The 19,856-nt window shown below is 71.6% G+C and carries 16 protein-coding genes and 1 tRNA gene; 14 read left to right on the forward strand and 3 right to left on the reverse strand.

Features of this window, described 5'->3' with window-relative positions; genetic code table 11:
• Positions 1–56: 56 nt before the first annotated feature.
• Entirely contained in the window at positions 57–590 is a 534-nt protein-coding gene (locus B4K29_RS08005) for a DUF4190 domain-containing protein (RefSeq protein WP_029210465.1), read from the reverse strand.
• A gap of 124 nt (positions 591–714) precedes the next feature.
• Between B4K29_RS08005 and B4K29_RS08010 the strand changes: the two genes are divergently transcribed.
• From B4K29_RS08010 to B4K29_RS08065, 12 genes are all read left to right on the forward strand, one after another.
• Positions 715–1,185, forward strand: coding sequence for a DUF2752 domain-containing protein (locus B4K29_RS08010; protein ID WP_029210466.1), 471 nt, complete (start codon positions 715–717; stop codon positions 1,183–1,185).
• A 52-nt stretch (positions 1,186–1,237) separates the two neighbouring features.
• Complete coding sequence (gene trpC / locus B4K29_RS08015; RefSeq protein ID WP_029210467.1) at positions 1,238–2,050, forward strand: indole-3-glycerol phosphate synthase TrpC; 813 nt, start codon at positions 1,238–1,240, stop codon at positions 2,048–2,050.
• Positions 2,051–2,064: 14 nt separating this feature from the next.
• Complete coding sequence (trpB, locus tag B4K29_RS08020; RefSeq protein ID WP_286966985.1) at positions 2,065–3,408, forward strand: tryptophan synthase subunit beta; 1,344 nt, start codon at positions 2,065–2,067, stop codon at positions 3,406–3,408.
• Positions 3,405–4,193: a tryptophan synthase subunit alpha gene (gene trpA / locus B4K29_RS08025; protein ID WP_029210469.1), complete on the forward strand. Its 789-nt coding sequence runs from the start codon at positions 3,405–3,407 to the stop codon at positions 4,191–4,193. Before trpB ends, trpA begins: the two co-directional genes overlap by 4 nt.
• 11 nt (positions 4,194–4,204) lie before the next feature.
• Positions 4,205–4,669 (forward strand): MauE/DoxX family redox-associated membrane protein, encoded by a 465-nt coding sequence (locus B4K29_RS08030; RefSeq protein WP_029210470.1) that lies wholly within the window; start codon positions 4,205–4,207, stop codon positions 4,667–4,669.
• A 16-nt stretch (positions 4,670–4,685) separates the two neighbouring features.
• Positions 4,686–5,471, forward strand: coding sequence for a DsbA family protein (locus tag B4K29_RS08035; protein ID WP_029210471.1), 786 nt, complete (start codon positions 4,686–4,688; stop codon positions 5,469–5,471).
• A 2-nt stretch (positions 5,472–5,473) separates the two neighbouring features.
• Positions 5,474–6,343, forward strand: a complete 870-nt coding sequence (lgt, locus tag B4K29_RS08040; RefSeq protein ID WP_286956186.1) for a prolipoprotein diacylglyceryl transferase — start codon at positions 5,474–5,476, stop codon at positions 6,341–6,343.
• Between the two features lie 133 nt (positions 6,344–6,476).
• On the forward strand, positions 6,477–11,066 hold the full coding sequence (gene gltB / locus B4K29_RS08045; protein ID WP_286966987.1) for a glutamate synthase large subunit: 4,590 nt from the start codon (positions 6,477–6,479) through the stop codon (positions 11,064–11,066).
• Positions 11,059–12,519, forward strand: coding sequence for a glutamate synthase subunit beta (locus B4K29_RS08050; RefSeq protein ID WP_286956175.1), 1,461 nt, complete (start codon positions 11,059–11,061; stop codon positions 12,517–12,519). The genes gltB and B4K29_RS08050 overlap by 8 nt, the downstream gene beginning before the upstream one ends.
• 161 nt (positions 12,520–12,680) lie before the next feature.
• Entirely contained in the window at positions 12,681–14,135 is a 1,455-nt protein-coding gene (gene pyk, locus B4K29_RS08055; RefSeq protein WP_286956173.1) for a pyruvate kinase, read from the forward strand.
• 65 nt (positions 14,136–14,200) lie between these two features.
• Positions 14,201–14,286, forward strand: a tRNA-Leu gene (locus B4K29_RS08060).
• A 76-nt stretch (positions 14,287–14,362) separates the two neighbouring features.
• Complete coding sequence (locus tag B4K29_RS08065; RefSeq protein WP_019286077.1) at positions 14,363–14,956, forward strand: ANTAR domain-containing response regulator; 594 nt, start codon at positions 14,363–14,365, stop codon at positions 14,954–14,956.
• A 96-nt stretch (positions 14,957–15,052) separates the two neighbouring features.
• On the opposite strand, the gene B4K29_RS08070 is transcribed toward B4K29_RS08065, so the two are convergent.
• The gene (locus tag B4K29_RS08070) at positions 15,053–15,835 is read right to left on the reverse strand and encodes a DUF554 domain-containing protein (RefSeq protein ID WP_286966988.1); all 783 of its coding nucleotides are present in this window, start codon (positions 15,833–15,835) and stop codon (positions 15,053–15,055) included.
• Between the two features lie 184 nt (positions 15,836–16,019).
• Here B4K29_RS08070 and B4K29_RS08075 point away from each other — a divergent pair, with 184 nt between their 5' ends.
• Positions 16,020–16,616: a GNAT family N-acetyltransferase gene (locus tag B4K29_RS08075; RefSeq protein ID WP_286966989.1), complete on the forward strand. Its 597-nt coding sequence runs from the start codon at positions 16,020–16,022 to the stop codon at positions 16,614–16,616.
• Positions 16,617–16,678: 62 nt separating this feature from the next.
• Here the strand turns inward: B4K29_RS08075 and B4K29_RS08080 are convergent, their stop codons facing one another.
• Positions 16,679–17,119: a hotdog fold thioesterase gene (locus B4K29_RS08080; RefSeq protein WP_019286074.1), complete on the reverse strand. Its 441-nt coding sequence runs from the start codon at positions 17,117–17,119 to the stop codon at positions 16,679–16,681.
• Positions 17,120–17,138: 19 nt separating this feature from the next.
• Here B4K29_RS08080 and polA point away from each other — a divergent pair, with 19 nt between their 5' ends.
• A complete protein-coding gene (gene polA, locus B4K29_RS08085; protein ID WP_286966991.1) occupies positions 17,139–19,838 on the forward strand; it encodes a DNA polymerase I in 2,700 nt (899 codons plus the stop codon).
• The last annotated feature ends 18 nt before the right edge of the window (positions 19,839–19,856 follow it).

Raw genomic sequence — 19,856 nt, forward strand, 5'->3', positions numbered from 1 at the left:
CCACGGAAGCGTCAGAAGAGCCTCTTTTGGGTGGAGCGTGAGGTGGGGCGATCGGATCAGCGCTTGTTGAACTCGTCCTGGATGCACTGCTGCATCTTGGTCGGGTCCTGGTCGTACTGCTGGCACTTCTCGGCGACGTCCGCGAAGACCAGCGTGAAGACCAGCATCGCGATGCCCATGAGGGTGCCGATGATGCCGAGGATCAGGCCGGCCATCGACAGGCCCTTGCCGCCGACGAGGCCCTGCTTGGCCTTCTTGTTGCCCATCACGCCGAGCACGATGGCGACGATGCCGGCGATCAGGCCCGGCCAGCCGCCGCAGCACGCCAGCGGGATCGACAGGATGCCGAGGATCAGGGCGATGATGCCGAGCACGTTCGTGCCCTGTGGCTGCGGGGCGTAGCCCTGACCGTAGGGCTGGTTGCCGTAGGGCGGCTGGCCGCCGTCATACGGCTGTCCTCCACCGGCCGGCTGCGACGGCTGGCTCCCGTAGGGCTGGCTGCCGTAGGGCTGGCTCCCGTAGGCGCCGCCCGAGGCGGGACGCTCCGGCTCTCCGGCCGGCGGCGGCGGGTTCTGCGGGTTGTCGGTCATGGATTTCCCCTCTCGTCTGTGACAGAAGCGCCTGTCAAGGCGACGGTGCCACGCTAGCCGCCTGCTCGACGCGCCCCGGGGAGGTGTGCCGTGTGTCCGCCGGCCGTGGCCGTATCGTGGCCGTGTGCCGCAGACGTCCGCCCCGGCGCCCGCACGCTCGTCCTCCGAGCGCGGTCGGGTCGTGCTCGCCCTGCCGCTGGGGCTGCTGGCCGGCCAGGCGGTGGCCCTCGGTGCCCTCGCCGTCCGCGACCCGCACCGGCCGGGGTCCTGGGGCGGTTGCCCCTTCCTCGCCCTGACCGGGCTGCCGTGCCCCTGGTGCGGCGGGCTGCGCTCCGTCCACGACCTCGTCCACGGTGACGTCGTCGCCGCGCTGTCCTCCAACGCCCCCACCGTCCTCGCGGTCCTCGCCCTCCTGGCCGGCACCATCGCGTGGACGGTCGTGGCGTGGCGGGCCCGGCGGCGAGGGGCCGCCGACCCGGTCGTCATACGGCTCCAGGGGGCCCCCGTCGGGCGTTGGGTCGCGGCGGTGCTCCTGCTGTGGTGCGCCTTCGGCGTCGCCCGCTGGTGGGCGCCCCTGGCGTGGTGGCAGCCCTAGTCGACGCGTGGACGGATTGGGTGACCGCGCCGCGAGTGGCTAGCCTGAGCCCGTGGCTTCGGTACTCGACGACATCATCGGCGGCGTCCGCGAGGATCTCGCGCGCCGCCAGGCGCAGACCTCGCTGGACGCGCTGAAGGAGCGCGCCTCCCAGGTCGAGCCGGCCAAGGACGCCCGAGCCGCGCTGGCCCTGGGCCGCACCGCCGGGGTCCGGGTGATCGCCGAGGTCAAGCGGTCCAGCCCGAGCAAGGGGGCCCTCGCGCTCATCGCGGATCCGGGCGGGCTCGCGGCGGACTACGAGGCCGGCGGGGCCAGCGTCATCAGCGTCCTCACCGAGCAGCGCAGGTTCGGCGGCAGCCTGGCCGACCTCGACACGGTGCGGGCCGCCGTGGACGTGCCGGTGCTGCGCAAGGACTTCATGGTCGAGCCCTACCAGCTGTGGGAGGCGCGGGCGCACGGCGCCGACGTCATCCTGCTGATCGTGGCGGCGCTCGAGCAGTCCGTCCTGGTCTCGATGCGGGAGCGCGCCGAGTCCCTCGGCATGACCGCCCTGGTGGAGGTGCACGACGAGGACGAGGCCCGCCGGGCGCTGGACGCCGGGGCCAGGGTCGTCGGCGTCAACAACCGCAACCTCAAGACCCTCGAGGTCGACCGCTCCACCTTCGGACGCGTCGCCGCGCTGCTGCCCGACACGGTCGTGCGCGTCGCCGAGTCGGGGGTCCGCGGACCTCACGACGTCATGGACCTCGCTCGCGCCGGTGCCGACGCCGTGCTCGTGGGGGAGTCCCTCGTCACCGGGGGCAGCCCCCGGGACGCCGTCGCCGAGCTCATCGCCGCCGGCGCCCACCCGGCCCTGCGCCACTGACCCCCGGAGCCCCCATGGACGACTCGACCGAGACCCCCACCACCGCGCCGGACCAGCCGCGCGAGCCTCACCGCCCGCACCGGTCTCCCAGCGACGCCGGCCCGGGCGAACCGGTCGGCCGGTTCGACGACTTCGGCGGCCGCTACGTCCCCGAGGCGCTCGTCGCGGCGCTGGAGGAGCTCGACGAGCAGCGCCTCAAGGCCGCCCGCGACCCGGAGTTCCTCACCGAGCTCGAACGGCTGCAGCGGACCTACACGGGCCGCCCGAGCATCATCACCGAGGTGCCGCGCTTCGCCGAGCACTGCGGGGGAGCGCGGGTCATCCTCAAGCGCGAAGACCTCAACCACACCGGCTCCCACAAGATCAACAACGTGCTCGGCCAGGCGCTGCTGACCCGGCGCATGGGCAAGACGCGCGTCATCGCCGAGACGGGGGCGGGCCAGCACGGCGTGGCCACCGCGACCGCGGCAGCGCTCATGGGGCTTGAGTGCGTCGTCTACATGGGGGAGCGGGACACCGAGCGGCAGGCCCTCAACGTCGCCCGCATGCGCCTCCTCGGCGCCACGGTCGTGCCCGTGACGCACGGCAGCCGGACGCTCAAGGACGCGGTCAACGAGGCCTTCCGCGACTGGGTCGCCAACGTCGCCACCACCCACTACGTCCTGGGGACGGTCACCGGGCCGCACCCCTTCCCGGAGATGGTCCGCGACTTCCACAAGGTCATCGGCGAGGAGGCCCGGGAGCAGGTCCTCGAGCTCGTGGGCCGGCTGCCCGACGCGGTCTGCGCCTGCGTGGGCGGTGGGTCCAACGCGATGGGCATCTTCCACGCGTTCGTGCCCGACCGCGACGTGCGGCTCGTCGGCCTGGAGGGCGGCGGCGAGGGCGTCGAGTCCGGACGTCACGCATCGCGGTTCGCCACCGGCACCCCGGGCGTGCTGCACGGCGCCTTCACCTACCTGCTCCAGGACGACGAGGGGCAGACCATCGAGTCGTACTCGGTCTCGGCCGGCCTGGACTACCCCAGCGTGGGACCCGAGCACGCGGCCCTGCACGCGTCCGGTCGTGCGGAGTACCACCCGATCACGGACGACGAGGCCATGGAGGCCTTCCGGCTGCTCACCCGCACCGAGGGCATCCTGCCGGCCATCGAGTCCAGCCACGCGCTCGCCGGCGCCATGAAGCTCGGGCGCGAGCTCGGGCCCGACGCCGTCATCCTCGTCAGCCTGTCCGGCCGCGGGGACAAGGACGTCGACAGCGCCGCCCGCTGGTTCGGGCTGATGGACGGCGAGGACTTCGCCCGCGCCGAGGAGATCAATGCCTCCGAGCCGGTCGGCGACAACGAAGGAGTGGGCCAGTGAGCTCCCGCGTCACCGACGTCCTGCGGCGCTGCCGCGACGAGCACCGGGCCGCCCTCGTGGGCTACCTGCCCGTGGGCTACCCCGACGTCGACCGCTCGATCGAGGCCATGGTCGCCATGGTCGAGGCAGGCGTGGACATCGTCGAGGTCGGCATCCCCTACAGCGACCCGGTCATGGACGGCCCGGTCATCCAGGACGCCGCCGTGCAGGCCCTCGCGGGTGGGGTGCGGCTCGCCGACGCGTTCCGCGCGGTCCGGGCCATCACCGACGCCGGTGGCGCCGCGGTGTGCATGACCTACATCAACCCCGTGCTGCGGTATGGCGTCGACCGGTTCGCGGCCGAGCTCGCGGCGAACGGCGGCTCCGGGCTGATCACCCCCGACCTGATCCCCGACGAGGCCGGAGCCTGGATCGACGCCGCGGAGCGGCACGACCTGGACCGCATCTTCCTGGTCGCCCCCTCGTCCACCACCGAGCGCCTGGCGTCCACGTCCGCCGCCTGCCGCGGCTTCGTCTACGTCACCGCCCTCATGGGCGTCACCGGTGCGCGGGCGGCCGTCGGGCCCGAGGCGGCCCACCTGATCGAGCGCACCCGCGCCGTCACCGACACCCCGCTGTGCGTGGGGCTCGGCGTCTCCACCCGCGAGCAGGCGGCTCAGGTCGCGGCCTACGCGGACGGGGTCATCGTCGGGTCGGCGCTCGTCCGCGCTCTCGGCGAGGGTGTCGAGGAGCTGCAGGGCGTCGTCCGCGAGCTGGCGGCCGGCGTCCGGGAGGGCGGCCGATGAGGACCCGCGGCGTGAGCGAGTGGGTGGGCCTCGTGGCCCGCCTCGTGCTGGGCGTCGTCCTCGTCGTGTCGGGCTACCTGAAGGTCGGCTCTCTCGAGTCCTCCGCCGAGGCGGTGCGGGCGTTCAAGATCCTGCCCTACGACCTGGCCAACCTGGTGGGCTACGTCCTGCCGGTGCTGGAGCTCGCCATCGGTGCGTTGCTCGTGCTCGGGCTGTTCACGCGGATCGCCGGGATCGCCGGGGCCCTGCTCATGGTCGCCTTCCTGATCGGCATCGTGAGCGTGTGGGTGCGTGGCATCTCCATCGACTGCGGCTGCTTCGGCGGGGGTGGCGTCGTGGCGCCCGAGGACACCAACTACCTGTGGGACGTCGTGCGTGACGTCGGGCTGCTGCTCTGCGGCGTGTGGCTCGCCGTCCGACCACGCACCCCTGCGAGCATGGACCGATGGCTCTTCGGAGCCCCGACCACACACTGATCGAGGAGCACCACCGATGAGCACGAGCTACGAGGAGCGGCGCCGCAAGGCCCAGGCCGCGGCCCCCAGGAACAACAAGGGCAAGGTCGTCGCGGCCGCCGCGCTCGTCGCGCTGCTCGTCCTGGTCGCCGTCGGCTGGGCGATCTGGTCGCAGCAGTCCCACAAGAGCGAGGTGGCGCAGAAGATCGCCAACGCCTCGACGCCCCCCAACGCGACCGCGGACGGCGGCGGGATCGTCGCCAACCCCGGCAAGGCCAAGGCCGGAGCGCCCACCCTCGTGATCTACGAGGACTTCCAGTGCCCGATCTGCAAGCAGGTCGAGGACGCCGTCGGCCCGACGGTGACGAAGCTGTCGGACGAGGGCAAGATCAAGCTCGAGTACCACCTGCGCAGCTTCCTGGACGAGAACATCAAGCGCGCGATGCCCACCGTCCCCAACCCGGACTCCTCCCTGCGCTCCGCCGCGGCCGCGAGCTGCGCCGACGCGGCCGGGAGCTTCAAGGCCTACCACGACGTGGTCTTCAAGCATCAGCCCGAGGAGGGCAAGGGCTACACCGACCAGCAGCTGCGGGTCGACCTCGCCCAGGAGGCGGGACTCTCCGGTGACGCGCTCGACGGGTTCCAGAGCTGCGTGCAGGACAAGAAGATGATCGGCTTCGCGACCAAGATGGAGCAGGTCGGCCAGCAGAAGGGCAACACCGGCACGCCGCAGTACCTCCTGAACGGCAAGGAGATCCCCTTCCAGACCTTTGCCCAGGATCCGGCCAAGCTCGAGCAGGCCGTCGCCGCGGCGACCAAGTGACGATGCTCCTCCCGACCGAGATCCCCAGCCCCACCCAGGGCGTCTGGTACCTCGGGCCGGTGCCCCTACGGGCCTATGCCCTGTGCATCCTCGCGGGGATCCTGGTCGCGGTGTGGCTGACGCAGCGGCGTCTCGCGGCGCGTGGCGGGGACCCCGAGCGCGTCATCGACGTGGCGATGTGGGCCGTGCCGTTCGGCATCGTCGGCGGGCGGCTCTACCACGTGATCTCCTCGCCCCAGGCCTACTTCGGCGAGGGCGGCAATCCCGTCGACGCCCTCAAGATCTGGAACGGCGGCCTCGGCATCTGGGGCGCCGTCGCCCTGGGCGCGCTCGGAGCGTGGATCGGTTGTCGTCGCAGCGGCGTGTCCTACCTCGACTTCGCGGACGCCCTCGCGCCGGGCCTGATCATCGCCCAGGCCATCGGGCGGTGGGGCAACTGGTTCAACAACGAGCTGTATGGCGGACCCACCGACCTGCCCTGGGCGCTGCAGATCCACGAGTGGGACGCCACGACGGGGGAGGCCGTGCGGGACGCGGGGGGCCAGGCGGTCGTCCTCGGCAGTTACCACCCCACGTTCCTCTACGAGTCGCTGTGGTGCCTCGGGGTGGCGGCGCTGCTCGTGTGGGCGGACCGACGGTTCCGGCTGCGCCCCGGCCAGGTGTTCGCGCTCTACGTCATGGGCTACACGCTGGGCCGGGTATGGATCGAGATGATGCGCGTCGACGAGGCCAACCGCGTGCTCGGGCTGCGGCTCAACGTGTGGACCAGCCTCCTCGTCTTCGCGTTCGGTCTGGCCTGGTTCGTCCTGGCTCGCCGACGGTCGCGAACCGTCTCGACGACCGACCCGATGGAATCTCATACTTCGGAATGAATAACGAGTCCCTCCCCGGTGGGGGGCACTCTTTCACCCGTGTCTCTGCGTGGCCACCGCCGTCCCCGCAGCGATGCCTCATGACCCGACGGCACCCGCCGTCCGGCCCAGCACGGAGGACGGTGATCACCTGATGTCCCAGTCGTCTGCGACGTCCGCGAACCCCCCAAGCACCCAGGTCCCCCCGACGTTCGCGCGCTTCGGCGCCCAGCCCTCGGACCAGGGTCTTTACCGCTCGGACAACGAGCACGACGCCTGCGGGGTCGCCATGGTGGCCACCCTGCGCGGCACCGCCGGTCACGACATCGTCGACCAGGCCCTGCTGGCCCTCACCAACCTGGAGCACCGCGGCGCCACCGGCGCCGACCCGCTCGTGGGCGACGGCGCCGGCATCCTCACCCAGGTGCCCGACGAGTTCCTCCGCGGCGTCGCGGACTTCCCGCTCCCCGCCGCCGGCACGTATGCCGTGGGCACGGCCTTCCTGCCCCAGGACGAGGCCGAGCGGGCCGAGGCCGTCCGCACGATCGAGCACATCGCCTCGGAGGAGAACCTCAAGGTCCTCGGCTGGCGCGAGGTGCCGGTCGAGCCCGGCTGCGTCGGCCAGGTCGCCCGCGACTGCATGCCCCACTTCGCCCAGCTGTTCGTCTCCGACATCACCGGTCGCCGCCAGGGCCTCGAGCTCGACCGGCTGGCGTTCTGCCTGCGCAAGCGCGCCGAGCACGAGGCGCACGTCTACCTGCCGTCGCTGTCCGCGCGCACCCTCGTCTACAAGGGCATGCTCACCACCGCGCAGCTCGAGCAGTTCTACCCCGACCTGTCGGACGAGCGGTTCGCCACGTCGCTGGCCCTGGTGCACTCGCGGTTCTCGACCAACACCTTCCCGTCCTGGCCCAAGTCGCACCCCTACCGATACATCGCCCACAACGGCGAGATCAACACCGTCAAGGGCAACCGCAACTGGATGCGCACGCGCGAGTCGATGCTGCGCAGCGACGTCATCCCGGGCGACCTCGAGCGCCTCTACCCGATCTGCACGCCGGACGGGTCGGACTCCGCGTCCTTCGACGAGGTCCTCGAGCTGCTGCACCTCGGTGGCCGGTCCCTGCCGCACGCCGTGCTGATGATGATCCCCGAGGCGTGGGAGAACCACGCCGAGATGGACCCCGCCCGCAAGGCCTTCTACGAGTTCCACTCGATGTTCATGGAGCCCTGGGACGGGCCCGCCTGCGTGACGTTCACCGACGGCTCGCTGGTCGGAGCGGTGCTCGACCGGAACGGCCTGCGGCCTGGCCGGTACTGGGTCACCGACGACGGTCTGGTCGTCCTGGCCTCCGAGTCCGGCGTCCTGCCCCTGGACGAGCAGCACGTGGTCCGCCGCGGGCGCCTGCAGCCGGGCCGGATGTTCCTCGTCGACACCGAGGCCGGCCGGATCGTCGAGGACGACGAGATCAAGTCCACGCTCGCCGCCGAGAAGCCCTATGCCGAGTGGCTCGAGGCCGGCGTCATCAAGCTGTCCGACCTGCCCGAGCGCGAGCACATCGTGCACACCGCGGCCTCGGTCACGCGTCGTCAGCAGACCTTCGGCTACACCCTCGAGGAGCTGCGGATCCTGCTGACCCCCATGGCGATCAACGGAGCCGAGGCCCTCGGGTCGATGGGCACCGACACCCCCATCGCCGTGCTCTCCAGCCGGCCGCGCATGCTGTTCGACTACTTCACGCAGCTGTTCGCGCAGGTCACCAACCCGCCGCTGGACGCGATCCGCGAGGAGCTCGTCACCTCCCTCGGCACGTCCGTCGGTCCGGAGGGCAACGCGCTGGTGCCGAGCGCCACCCAGGCCCGCCAGGTCGAGCTGTCCTTCCCCGTGATCGACAACGACGAGCTCGCCAAGATCGTCCACATCAACGCCGACGGCAACCTGCCCGGCTACGCCACCCACGTCGTCCGCGGCCTCTACCGCGTCGACGAGGGCGCCGAGGGCCTGCGGGCGCGGCTCGAGGAGATCTTCGCCGAGGTCACGGCGGCGATCCGTGGCGGCGCGCGGTTCGTCATACTGTCCGACCGCGACTCCGACCGCGAGAACGCACCGATCCCGTCCCTGCTGCTCACGTCGGCCGTCCACCACCACCTGATCCGCGAGAAGCTGCGCACCGAGGTGGGTCTGGTCGTCGAGGCCGGGGACGTCCGCGAGGTGCACCACGTCGCGCTGCTCGTGGGCTACGGCGCCGCCGCGATCAACCCCTACCTCGCGATGGAGTCCGTCGAGGTCCTGGTGCGCCAGGGCATCATCGAGGGCGTCACCCCCGAGCAGGCCGTCAAGAACCTCATCAAGGCGCTCGGCAAGGGCGTGCTCAAGGTGATGTCCAAGATGGGCATCTCGACCGTCGCGTCCTACCGAGGGGCGCAGGTCTTCGAGGCCATCGGCCTGTCCCAGGAGCTGGTCGACACCTACTTCACCGGCACGGTCAGCCAGCTCGGCGGCATCGGGCTGGACGTCGTGGCCGACGAGGTGGCCGCGCGCCATGTCACGGCCTACCCCGTCGACGGCGTCCGCCAGGCGCACCGCACCCTGCCCGTCGGTGGCGAGTACCAGTGGCGCCGCGAGGGCGAGCCGCACCTGTTCGACCCCGAGACGGTGTTCCGCCTGCAGCACTCGACGCGCGAGCGGCGCTACGACATCTTCAAGCAGTACACCCAGCGCGTCGACGACCAGGCCCAGCGCCTGATGACGCTGCGCGGGCTGTTCGACCTCGCCTCCGACCGGCCCTCGATCCCCGTCGAGGAGGTCGAGCCGGTCAGCGAGATCGTCAAGCGGTTCTCCACCGGGGCGATGAGCTACGGCTCGATCTCCAAGGAGGCGCACGAGACCCTGGCGATCGCGATGAACCGCCTCGGCGCCCGCTCCAACACCGGCGAGGGCGGCGAGGACGTCGACCGGCTGATGGACCCCGAGCGGCGCAGCGCGATCAAGCAGGTCGCGTCCGGCCGGTTCGGCGTCACCAGCCTCTACCTCACCGAGTCCGACGACATCCAGATCAAGATGGCGCAGGGCGCCAAGCCCGGCGAGGGCGGTCAGCTGCCCGGCCACAAGGTCTACCCGTGGGTGGCCCGCACCCGGCACTCCACCCCGGGCGTCGGCCTGATCTCACCCCCGCCGCACCACGACATCTACTCGATCGAGGACCTGGCCCAGCTGATCCACGACCTCAAGAACGCCAACCCGCAGGCCCGCGTCCACGTCAAGCTCGTCTCCGAGATCGGCGTCGGCACGGTCGCGGCGGGCGTGTCCAAGGCGCACGCCGACGTGGTGCTGGTCTCCGGGCACGACGGCGGCACGGGCGCCTCGCCGCTCACGTCGCTCAAGCACGCCGGTGCGCCGTGGGAGATCGGCCTGGCCGAGACCCAGCAGACGCTGGTGCTCAACGGCCTGCGGGACCGGATCGTCGTGCAGACCGACGGCCAGCTCAAGACCGGGCGCGACGTCGTCGTGGCCGCGCTGCTGGGGGCCGAGGAGTTCGGCTTCGCCACCGCCCCGCTGGTCGTGTCCGGCTGCATCATGATGCGCGTCTGCCACCTCGACACCTGCCCGGTCGGCGTCGCCACGCAGAACCCCGAGCTGCGGGCGCGGTTCTCCGGCAAGCCCGAGTTCGTCGAGACCTTCTTCGAGTACATCGCGCAGGAGGTCCGCGAGCTGCTCGCCGAGCTGGGCTTCCGCACGATCGAGGAGGCCATCGGCCAGACGGGCGTCATCAACACCCGCAAGGCGATCGACCACTGGAAGGCCAGCGGGCTCGACCTGTCGCCGGTCCTCGCGGAGGCCGTGCCGCTGGACGGCGCCGCGCGCCACCAGACCCACGAGCAGGACCACGGCCTGCAGCACGCGCTCGACAACGAGCTGATCGAGCGGGCACGCACGGCGATCGACGGCGGCGAGCCCGTGTCCTTCGACGCGCAGGTCCGCAACGTCAACCGCACGGTCGGCACCATGCTCGGCAACGCGGTCACGCGGGCCAACCCGCACGGCCTGCCGGACGGGACGATCACGGTCCGGCTGCACGGCTCGGCCGGGCAGTCCCTCGGGGCCTTCCTCCCCGGCGGCGTGACCCTCCAGCTCTTCGGCGACGCCAACGACTACGTCGGCAAGGGCCTCTCCGGCGGCCGCGTGGTCGTGCGACCGGGGGAGCAGAGCGCGCTGGTCGCCGAGGACAACGTCATCGCCGGCAACGTCATCGGCTACGGCGGGACGACCGGCGAGGTCTTCCTCCGCGGCACGGTGGGCGAGCGCTTCTGCGTCCGCAACTCCGGCATCACCGCCGTCGTCGAGGGCGTGGGCGACCACGGCTGCGAGTACATGACCGGCGGCATGGCGATGATCCTCGGCGAGGCGGGCCGCAACTTCGCGGCCGGCATGTCCGGCGGCGTCGCCTACCTGCTCGACGCGCGCACCGACCGGGTCAACACCGAGCTCGTCGACGTGCTGCCGCTGCGCGACCTGGACAAGCCGGTGGTCGAGGGCCTGCTCCGCGACCACCTGCGCTGGACCGACTCCACGGTGGCCGCGGCCCTGCTGGAGGACCTCGAGGCGGCCTACGCCCGCTTCACCCTGGTGCTGCCCCGCGACTACCAGCGCGTGCTGGACGTCCGTGCCCAGGCCGAGACCGAAGGACTGGACCTCGAGGGCGACGAGGTCTGGGACCGCATCATGGAGGCTTCTCGTGGCTGACCCTCGTGGATTCTTGAAGAACCGCCAGCGGGAGCTGCCCCAGCGGCGCCCGGTGCCGGTGCGCATCCAGGACTGGAAGGAGGTCTACGAGGCGCAGCCCGTGGACCAGCTCCAGCGACAGGCGGGCCGCTGCATGGACTGCGGCATCCCCTTCTGCCACAGCGGGTGCCCGCTCGGCAACCTCATCCCCGAGTGGAACACCCAGGCCTGGCGCGGTGACTGGCGCGACGCCATCGACCGGCTGCACGCGACCAACAACTTCCCGGAGTTCACCGGCCGCCTGTGCCCGGCCCCCTGCGAGACGGCCTGCGTCCTCGGCATCAACCAGGACCCGGTGACCATCAAGCAGATCGAGGTCACCACCGTCGAGCGGGCCTTCGAGGCCCAGCGCGTCGACCCGCAGCCGCCGGAGCGGCTGTCGGGCAAGCGCGTGGCGGTCGTCGGGTCCGGCCCGGCCGGCCTCGCGGCGGCCCAGCAGCTGACCCGCGCCGGCCACACCGTCGCGGTCTACGAGCGCGCCGACAAGCCCGGCGGTCTGCTGCGCTACGGCATCCCCGAGTTCAAGATGGAGAAGGCCGTGCTCGACCGGCGGCTCAACCAGATGACCCAGGAGGGCACCGTCTTCCGCTCCGGCGTCAAGGTCGGCGAGGACCTGACCGGCCAGCAGCTGCGCGAGCGCTTCGACGCCGTCGTGCTGGCCATCGGGTCGACGGTGCCGCGCGACCTGCCGGTCCCGGGGCGCGAGCTCGGCGGCATCCACCAGGCCATGGACTTCCTGCCCCCGGCCAACCGCGTGGCCCTCGGCCAGCAGGTCCAGGGACAGGTCACGGCGGAGGGCAAGGACGTCGTCATCATCGGCGGCGGTGACACCGGCGCCGACTGCCTCGGCACGTCCATCCGCCAGGGCGCCCGCTCGGTCACCAGCCTGGAGATCATGGGCCGTCCCGGCGAGCTGCGCCCCGCCAACCAGCCCTGGCCGACCTATCCCATGCTCTACCGCGTCGCCAGCGCGCACGAGGAGGGCGGCGACCGCGTCTACGCCGTCAGCACCAAGGAGTTCGTGGGCGACGACGACGGCAACGTCGCGGGCCTGCGGATCACCGAGGTCGAGATGCGCGACGGGCGGTTCGAGGAGGTCGAGGGCAGCGAGCGCGTCATCCCCGCGCAGCTGGTGCTGCTGGCGATGGGCTTCCTCGGCCCGCAGCGCGAGGGCCTCGTCGACCAGCTGGGCGTGGCACTGGACGAGCGTTCCAACATCCGTCGCGACGCCAGCTTCATGACCTCGGTGCCCGGGGTCTTCGTGGCGGGCGACGCGGGCCGCGGCCAGTCGCTCATCGTCTGGGCGATCGCCGAGGGGCGCAGCGCCGCGCAGGGCGTCGACGCCTACCTCACCGGCGGGACCTCGCGCCTGCCGCGGCCGGTCGAGCCCACGGACCGACCTCTGGTGGTCTGACCTCACCCACCACACACAGGCAGCCGTATGCCGCCCGCCCGACGTACGCCGGGCGGGCAGCATACGGCTGTCTGCAGGGGCAGCGCGCGACCGCGCCGGCCACCTCGCCGTCGGCCGCAGGATGGCTCTGTGGCGCACGCCACTGCACTAGGATGGAGGTCATGCGCCGAGCCAAGATCGTCTGCACCATCGGGCCGGCCACATCCTCCATCGAGCAGATGCGCAAGCTGGTTGCTGCCGGGATGGACGTGGCTCGCCTCAACTTCTCCCACGGGTCGCACGAGGACCACCAGCAGGTCTACGCCAACGTCCGGGCCGCGTCCGACGAGGTCGGCCGCGCGGTGGGCACCCTGGTCGACCTGCAGGGCCCCAAGATCCGCACCGGACGGTTCGCCAACGGCCCCATCCTCCTGACCAAGGGTGACCGGTTCACGATCACGACCGATGACGTCCAGGGCGACCAGGATCGCGTCGGCACGACCTACAAGGGTCTCCCGGGCGACGTGTCCGTGGGGGACCGCCTCCTGATCGACGACGGCAAGGTCGGCCTGCGCGCCGTCGAGGTCACCGACACCGACGTGGTCACCGAGGTCGTCGAGGGTGGCTTCGTCTCCAACAACAAGGGCATCAACCTGCCCGGCGTCGCCGTGAGCGTCCCGGCCCTGTCCGACAAGGACGAGGCCGACCTGCGGTTCGCCCTGCGGCTCGGCTGCGACATTGTCGCCCTGTCCTTCGTGCGCTCCGCCGCCGACGTCGACGACGTCCACCGCATCATGGACGAGGTCGGCCGGCGCGTCCCCGTCATCGCCAAGATCGAGAAGCCCCAGGCGATCGACAACCTCGAGGAGATCGTCCAGCGCTTCGACGCCGTCATGGTCGCCCGCGGCGACCTCGGCGTGGAGCTGCCGTTCGAGGAGGTCCCGATCGTGCAGAAGCGCGCGATCGAGCTGTGCCGCAAGTACGCCCGCCCCGTCATCGTCGCCACCCAGGTCCTCGAGTCGATGATCGAGAACTCCCGGCCGACCCGCGCCGAGGCCTCCGACTGCGCCAACGCCGTCCTCGACGGCGCCGACGCGATCATGCTGTCCGGCGAGACCTCGGTGGGCAAGTGGCCGATCGAGACCGTCCAGGCCATGGCCCGGATCATCGAGTCGACCGAGGAGCACGGCCTGTCCCGCGTGCTCCCGACGCCCGAGCCGCGCTGGCACGTGGGCGACGCGGTCACGCAGGCCGCTGTCGACGTCGCGCGTCACCTCGACGTGCGCTACCTGGTCACCTTCACCCAGTCCGGCAAGTCCGCGCGCCTGCTGTCCCGCCTGCGCTGCAGCATCCCGGTGCTGGCCTTCAGCCCGGAGCAGGCGACGCGGTCGCAGCTGTCGTTGTCGTGGGGCGTCGAGACCTTCCTCGTGCCCGACGCGAGCCACACGGACGAGATGGTCATGCAGGTCGACCTGGCCCTGCTGGCCGCCGGCCGCGTCGAGGAGGGCGATTACGTCGTCATCGTCGCCGGCACGCCGCCGGGCGTCCAGGGCTCGACCAACTCCGTGCGCGTGCACCGCATGGGCGACTCCATCAACCACCGGATGGGCCGCACCCTCGACGAGACGCCAGCCTGACGGTGGGGTGCCCGCCCGCCCGTGCCGACCGGCGACCATCGGCCGGTAGCATGGGCGGGCACCTCGCCGGGGTGGTGGAATGGCAGACACAGAGCACTCAAAATGCTCCGCTCGCAAGGGCGTGCGGGTTCGAGTCCCGCCCTCGGCACCAGCCCTCGTCACCAGGGCCTCCCAGGTCGCCCCGGTCGCCTGCGTACGACTAGAGTGACGGGGTGACTGAGCACCCCATGACGACCGGCCGCCGCATCCTCGTCGCCGAGGACGAAGCCCTCATCCGACTCGACCTGGTGGAGATGCTCCGCGACGCGGGCCACGAGATCGTCGGCCAGGCCAGCAACGGCGAGCAGGCCGTGGAGCTCGCGGCCGAGCACAAGCCGGACATCGTCATCATGGACGTCAAGATGCCTGTCCTGGACGGGATCTCGGCGGCGGAGCAGATCGGCAACGCCAAGATCTGCCCGGTCGTGATGCTCACGGCGTTCAGCCAGACCGAGCTCGTGGAGCGCGCTCGTGACGCAGGTGTCATGGCCTACATCGTCAAGCCGTTCACCGCGGCGGACCTCGCCCCGGCGATCGACATCGCGGTCTCGCGCTGGGCCGAGTACCAAGCGCTGGAGTCCGAGATCGCCGACCTGTCCGAGCGGCTCGAGACCCGCAAGTCCGTCGACCGGGCCAAGGGCGTGCTGATGGCCAAGCTCAAGCTCAGCGAGGCCGACGCCTTCCGGTGGATCCAGAAGACCGCGATGGACCGCCGCATGGGCATGAAGCAGGTCGCCGACGCGGTCATCACCGGCATGGGCGACGACAAGGCCAAGAAGTAGCCCCACGACCTCAAAGATCGTGAGGGTCTGGTCCACGATTCTTGGACCAAACCCTCACGATCTTGTGGTTCTTAGGGGAGGGGACGGGCTGCCGGGTCAGCGGAGCGCGACCACCAGCTGGGTGAGCAGCGGGGCGACCACGAGGGCCGGGAGCAGGTCCCCGACGGGGATCTCCCGGATCCGCAGCAGCCGCAGCGCGATCGCGACCAGCAGCAGGCCGCCCGTGGCGGTGAGCGCGGCGATGTGGGCCTCCGGCAGGACCGAGCCCAGCAGGACGCCGACGACCGTCAGGGCGCCCTGCACGACCGCCACGGAGACGGCCGACAGCAGCACCCCGATCCCGAAGGTCGAGGCGAACGCCAGCGCGGCGAAGCCGTCCAGGACGGACTTGAGGGCGAGCTGGTCGATGCCCCGGCCGAGGCCGTCGTTGAGCGATCCCAGGATGGTGAGCGGCCCGACGCAGAAGAGCAGGCTGGCCGTCAGCCAGCCCTCGATGAACCGCTCGCGCTCCGCGTGGGCCTGCGCACCGTCGCCGTCCCCCTCGCCGGTGCCACGGTGGACGCGACGCTGGACCGCGCCGGCGAGGCCCTCCAGGCGGCGCTCGATGTGCAGGGCCGAGCCCAGGATGGCGCCCAGCAGCAGCGAGCCGAGGACGATCAGCATGGGGGCGCCGGACCCCACGGCGTCGGTCAGGCTGGCGGAGGTCACCTCCCAGGCTGAGAGCAGCGCCATCAGCAGCGTCGTGAGGCCGAGGCAGTCCGTGACGATCGACCGGGTGCGCTCGGGCAGCCGGTTGCCGATCATCATGCCGAGGGTGGCTCCGAGGAGGACGGCGACGACGTTGACGACCGTGCCGAGGCCGGGAAAGGCAGCGTTCATAGGCGCAGAGTAGGCGTCCGGTCGCAGGCGGTGGGCGACGGACCGGCCTCTGGGCCCGGCAGAATCGATCGGGGCCACCCCGGCTATCCAAACCACGAGGGGCCGTGCCATATTTTGCCGTGGAGAGTGCTTCGGGGGAGGCATGAGCCACCTGTTCGTCCCGGCGATTCCCTGGAGGTAACTCATGGCACGGTCGTGGACCGTCGCGCGGCTGGTCGGGCCCGAGGACTGGGCCGGTGTGCACCTTCTGTGGACCGAGGCCCTGGCCGACGCCACGCCGAACGGCGACGCCACCGGACGCCAGGTGGGCGCGGAGCGCCTCGAGCAGGTGCTCACCCGCCCGGGGGTCACGACCCTCGTCGCGGAGCACGACGACGACCTGGTCGGGCTCATGGTCGCCACGAGCGATCCCCTCAGCGCGCTGACGGACTCGGCCTGCGTCACGGTCGAGATCCTCTACGTCACCCCGGCGCGTCGGGGACGCGGCGTCGGCCACCTGCTCCTCGCCAAGGCCGCGCTGCTGGCCGAGCAGACCGGTGCCACGCACGTCGTGTGCAACGTCCCCAGCCAGTCGCGCGACCTCAACCGGTTCTTCGCCCGCATGGGGTTCGCCTCGACCGTCACGCGGCGCATCACCTCGCCGGCGGCCCTGCGTCGGCGCCTGTCCGGCGAGGAGGGCCGCCCCTTCGACAAGGTCCTGGCCCGGCGCCGCTCGCTGCGGGCCCGGACCGGCCTCACCCAGCCGCTCGAGATCGTCCAGCCCCGCGCCAGCGCGTCCTGACGCATCCGTCCTGACGCATCCGTCCCGACGGGCGATCCCTGACGAGGCGTCCGCGGTGCCGCTCAGGCCTCGTCGCGCAGGGCACAGGTGATCCGCGAGGTGCAGACGCGTCGCCCCTGCTCGTCGCTGATCACGACGTCGTAGCACGCCGTCGTCCGGCCCACGTGCACCGCGGTGGCGACCCCGTTGACCGCTCCCGATCGCACCGACCGGTGGTGCGTGGCGTTGATGTCGACGCCCACGGCATACCGGCCCGGTCCTGCGGCCAGCATGGCCGCGATGCTGCCGAGGGTCTCGGCGAGGACCACCGAGGCACCCCCGTGGAGCAGGCCGTAGGGCTGCGTGTTGCCCTCGACGTCCATCGTGCCGCAGCAGCGCTCGGCCGACGCCTCGGTCAGCTCGATCGCCATCCGCTCGATCAACGTGCCGCGACCCGCGTCCCGGAGCTGGTCCAGAGGGGTGGGCTGGTCGGACTCGGTCGCTGTTGCCGGTGTGTCGGTCATACGGCCTAGGCTGCCATGCGTGACGCGACTTCTGCTCCTCGACGGACACTCCCTGGCCTACCGCGCGTTCTTCGCCCTGCCCGCCGAGAACTTCTCGACGACGACGGGCCAGACCACCAACGCCGTCTACGGCTTCACCTCGATGCTGATCAACCTGCTGCGCGACGAGGAGCCGACGCACGTCGCCGTCGCCTTCGACCTGTCCCGCCAGACCTTCCGCACCGAGGCCTACGCGGACTACAAGGCGGGCCGCGCCAAGACGCCGGACGAGTTCAAGGGCCAGGTGTCGCTGATCCAGGAGGTGCTGGACGCGATGCGCATCCCGCACGTCCAGGTCGAGGGCTTCGAGGCCGACGACATCATCGCGACCCTCACGACGCAGGCGGCCGCCGCCGGTCTCGACGAGGTGGTGATCTGCTCGGGCGACCGGGACGCCTTCCAGCTCGTCGACGAGCGCACCACCCTGCTCTATCCCGTGCGCGGCGTCTCCGAGGTCTGGCGGATGGACCCAGCGGCCGTCGAGGCCAAGTACCTCGTCACCCCCGAGCGCTACAGCGACCTGGCGGCCCTGGTGGGTGAGACCTCCGACAACCTCCCGGGCGTGCCGGGGGTCGGGCCCAAGACCGCGGCCAAGTGGATCACGCAGTATGGCGACCTCGCGGGGATCGTCGAGCACGTCGGTGAGATCAAGGGCAAGGCGGGGGAGTCGTTGCGCGCCCACCTCGACCAGGTCCTGCGCAACCGGCAGCTCAACCAGCTGGTGCACGACGTCGACCTGCCGTTCGGCATCGACGACCTGCAGCGCGCCAACTGGGAGCGCGACGAGGTCCACCAGGTCTTCGACGGCCTGGAGTTCCGGGTGCTGCGCGACCGCCTCTTCGCCACCGTGGAGTCGGCCGAGCCGGAGGCGGAGTCGGGCTTCGACCTCGACGGGGCCGTCCTGGACGTCACCGAGGTCGCGGAGTGGCTGCAGAGCCACGGCCGGTCGGGGACCGTGGGCCTCGTCGTCGACGGTCGGTGGGCCCGCGGCACCGGAGACGTCGAGGGGGTGGCGCTCGCCGCGGAGGACGGGGCCGGCGCCTACCTCGACGTGGCGTCGCTCACCCCGGACGCCGAGGGCGCCCTCGGCGCCTGGCTGGCCGACGCGTCGGTGCCCAAGGTCCTGCACGACGCCAAGGGCCAGCTCCACGCCCTGGCGGCCCGCGGCTTCACGGACCTCGCCGGGGTCCAGCTGGACACCGCTCTGGCGGCCTACCTCGTGCGGCCCGACCAACGGTCCTACGACCTGGCCGACCTCACCCTGCGGCACCTGCAGCGCGAGCTGCGGGTCGAGGGTGCGGGCGACGGCCAGGGCATGCTCGACTTCACGGCGGACCAGGACGCCGAGGCCCAGGCCTCCATGGTGCGGGCCCGCGCGGTCCTCGACCTGTCCGCCGTCCTCGACCGCGAGCTCGTCGCCACGGGGCAGCGCGACCTCCTCGCCGACGTGGAGCTGCCCCTGCTCGGGGTCCTCGCGGAGATGGAGCGGGTGGGCATCGCGGTCGACGAGGAGGGCCTCGCCCGGCTGGAGTCGCACTTCGCCGACATGGTGGCCCAGGCCCAGGCGGACGCCCACACGGCCATCGACGACGACAGCATCAACCTCGGCTCGCCCAAGCAGCTGCAGGTCGTGCTGTTCGAGCGGCTGGACATGCCGCGGACCAAGCGCACCAAGACGGGCTACACCACCGACGCCGAGGCGCTCGCGGACCTGTTCGTCAAGACCGAGCACCCCTTCCTCGAGGCGCTGCTGCGCCACCGCGACGCGGCCAAGCTCCGGTCGACGATCGAGGGGCTGCGCAAGTCCGTCGCCGAGGACGGGCGCATCCACACGACCTACCTGCAGACGGTGGCCGCCACGGGGCGGCTCAGCTCCACCGAGCCCAACCTGCAGAACGTCCCCATCCGCACCGAGGAGGGGCGCCGGATCCGCTCGGTGTTCGTGGTGGGGCACGGCCGCCACGGCGACGAGCCGGTCGCCTACGAGTCGCTGATGTCGGCCGACTACAGCCAGATCGAGATGCGCATCATGGCGCACCTGTCCGGCGACGCGGGTCTCATCGAGGCCTTCCGCACGGGAGAGGACCTCCACCGGTTCGTCGGGTCCCGGGTCTTCCAGGTGGAGCCCGAGGACGTCACGTCCGCGATGCGGTCCAAGGTCAAGGCGATGAGCTACGGCCTGGCCTACGGGCTGTCGGCGTTCGGCCTGTCCAAGCAGCTGCGCGTCTCCACCGCCGAGGCCCAGGGGCTGATGGACGGCTACTTCGAGCGGTTCGGCGGGGTCCGCGACTACCTGCGCGAGGTGGTCGCCGAGGCGCGCGCCACCGGCTACACCGCGACCATCCTCGGGCGCCGCCGCTACCTGCCCGACCTCACGAGCGACAACCGCAACCGTCGCGAGATGGCCGAGCGGATGGCGCTCAACGCCCCCATCCAGGGCTCGGCCGCCGACATCATGAAGGTCGCAATGCTCGGCGTCGACCGGGTGCTGCGCGCCGAGGACCTGCGCTCCCGGATGCTCCTGCAGGTGCACGACGAGCTGCTGCTCGAGATCGCGCCGGGGGAGCGGGACACGGTGGAGGCGCTGGTGCGTCGCGAGATGGGTGGAGCGGCCGAGCTCGACGTGCCGCTGGACGTGCACGTCGGGGTGGGGCGTTCGTGGCAGGACGCGGAGCATTAAGCCTCGATCCACCGATGG

The sequence above is a fragment of the Arsenicicoccus sp. UBA6765 genome, assembly GCF_002453335.1.
Lineage (GTDB): Bacteria > Actinomycetota > Actinomycetes > Actinomycetales > Dermatophilaceae > Arsenicicoccus > Arsenicicoccus bolidensis.

Excerpts from the sequence above, each read along its gene's own strand:
- B4K29_RS08005 (WP_029210465.1), bottom strand. The coding sequence starts at position 590 with ATGACCGACAACCCGCAGAACCCGCCGCCGCCGGCCGGAGAGCCGGAG.
- trpB (WP_286966985.1), top strand. The coding sequence starts at position 2,065 with ATGGACGACTCGACCGAGACCCCCACCACCGCGCCGGACCAGCCGCGC.
- B4K29_RS08035 (WP_029210471.1), top strand. The coding sequence starts at position 4,686 with ATGAGCACGAGCTACGAGGAGCGGCGCCGCAAGGCCCAGGCCGCGGCC.
- lgt (WP_286956186.1), top strand. The coding sequence starts at position 5,474 with ATGCTCCTCCCGACCGAGATCCCCAGCCCCACCCAGGGCGTCTGGTAC.
- gltB (WP_286966987.1), top strand. The coding sequence starts at position 6,477 with ATGTCCCAGTCGTCTGCGACGTCCGCGAACCCCCCAAGCACCCAGGTC.
- pyk (WP_286956173.1), top strand. The coding sequence starts at position 12,681 with ATGCGCCGAGCCAAGATCGTCTGCACCATCGGGCCGGCCACATCCTCC.
- B4K29_RS08065 (WP_019286077.1), top strand. The coding sequence starts at position 14,363 with ATGACGACCGGCCGCCGCATCCTCGTCGCCGAGGACGAAGCCCTCATC.
- B4K29_RS08070 (WP_286966988.1), bottom strand. The coding sequence starts at position 15,835 with ATGAACGCTGCCTTTCCCGGCCTCGGCACGGTCGTCAACGTCGTCGCC.
- B4K29_RS08075 (WP_286966989.1), top strand. The coding sequence starts at position 16,020 with ATGGCACGGTCGTGGACCGTCGCGCGGCTGGTCGGGCCCGAGGACTGG.
- B4K29_RS08080 (WP_019286074.1), bottom strand. The coding sequence starts at position 17,119 with ATGACCGACACACCGGCAACAGCGACCGAGTCCGACCAGCCCACCCCT.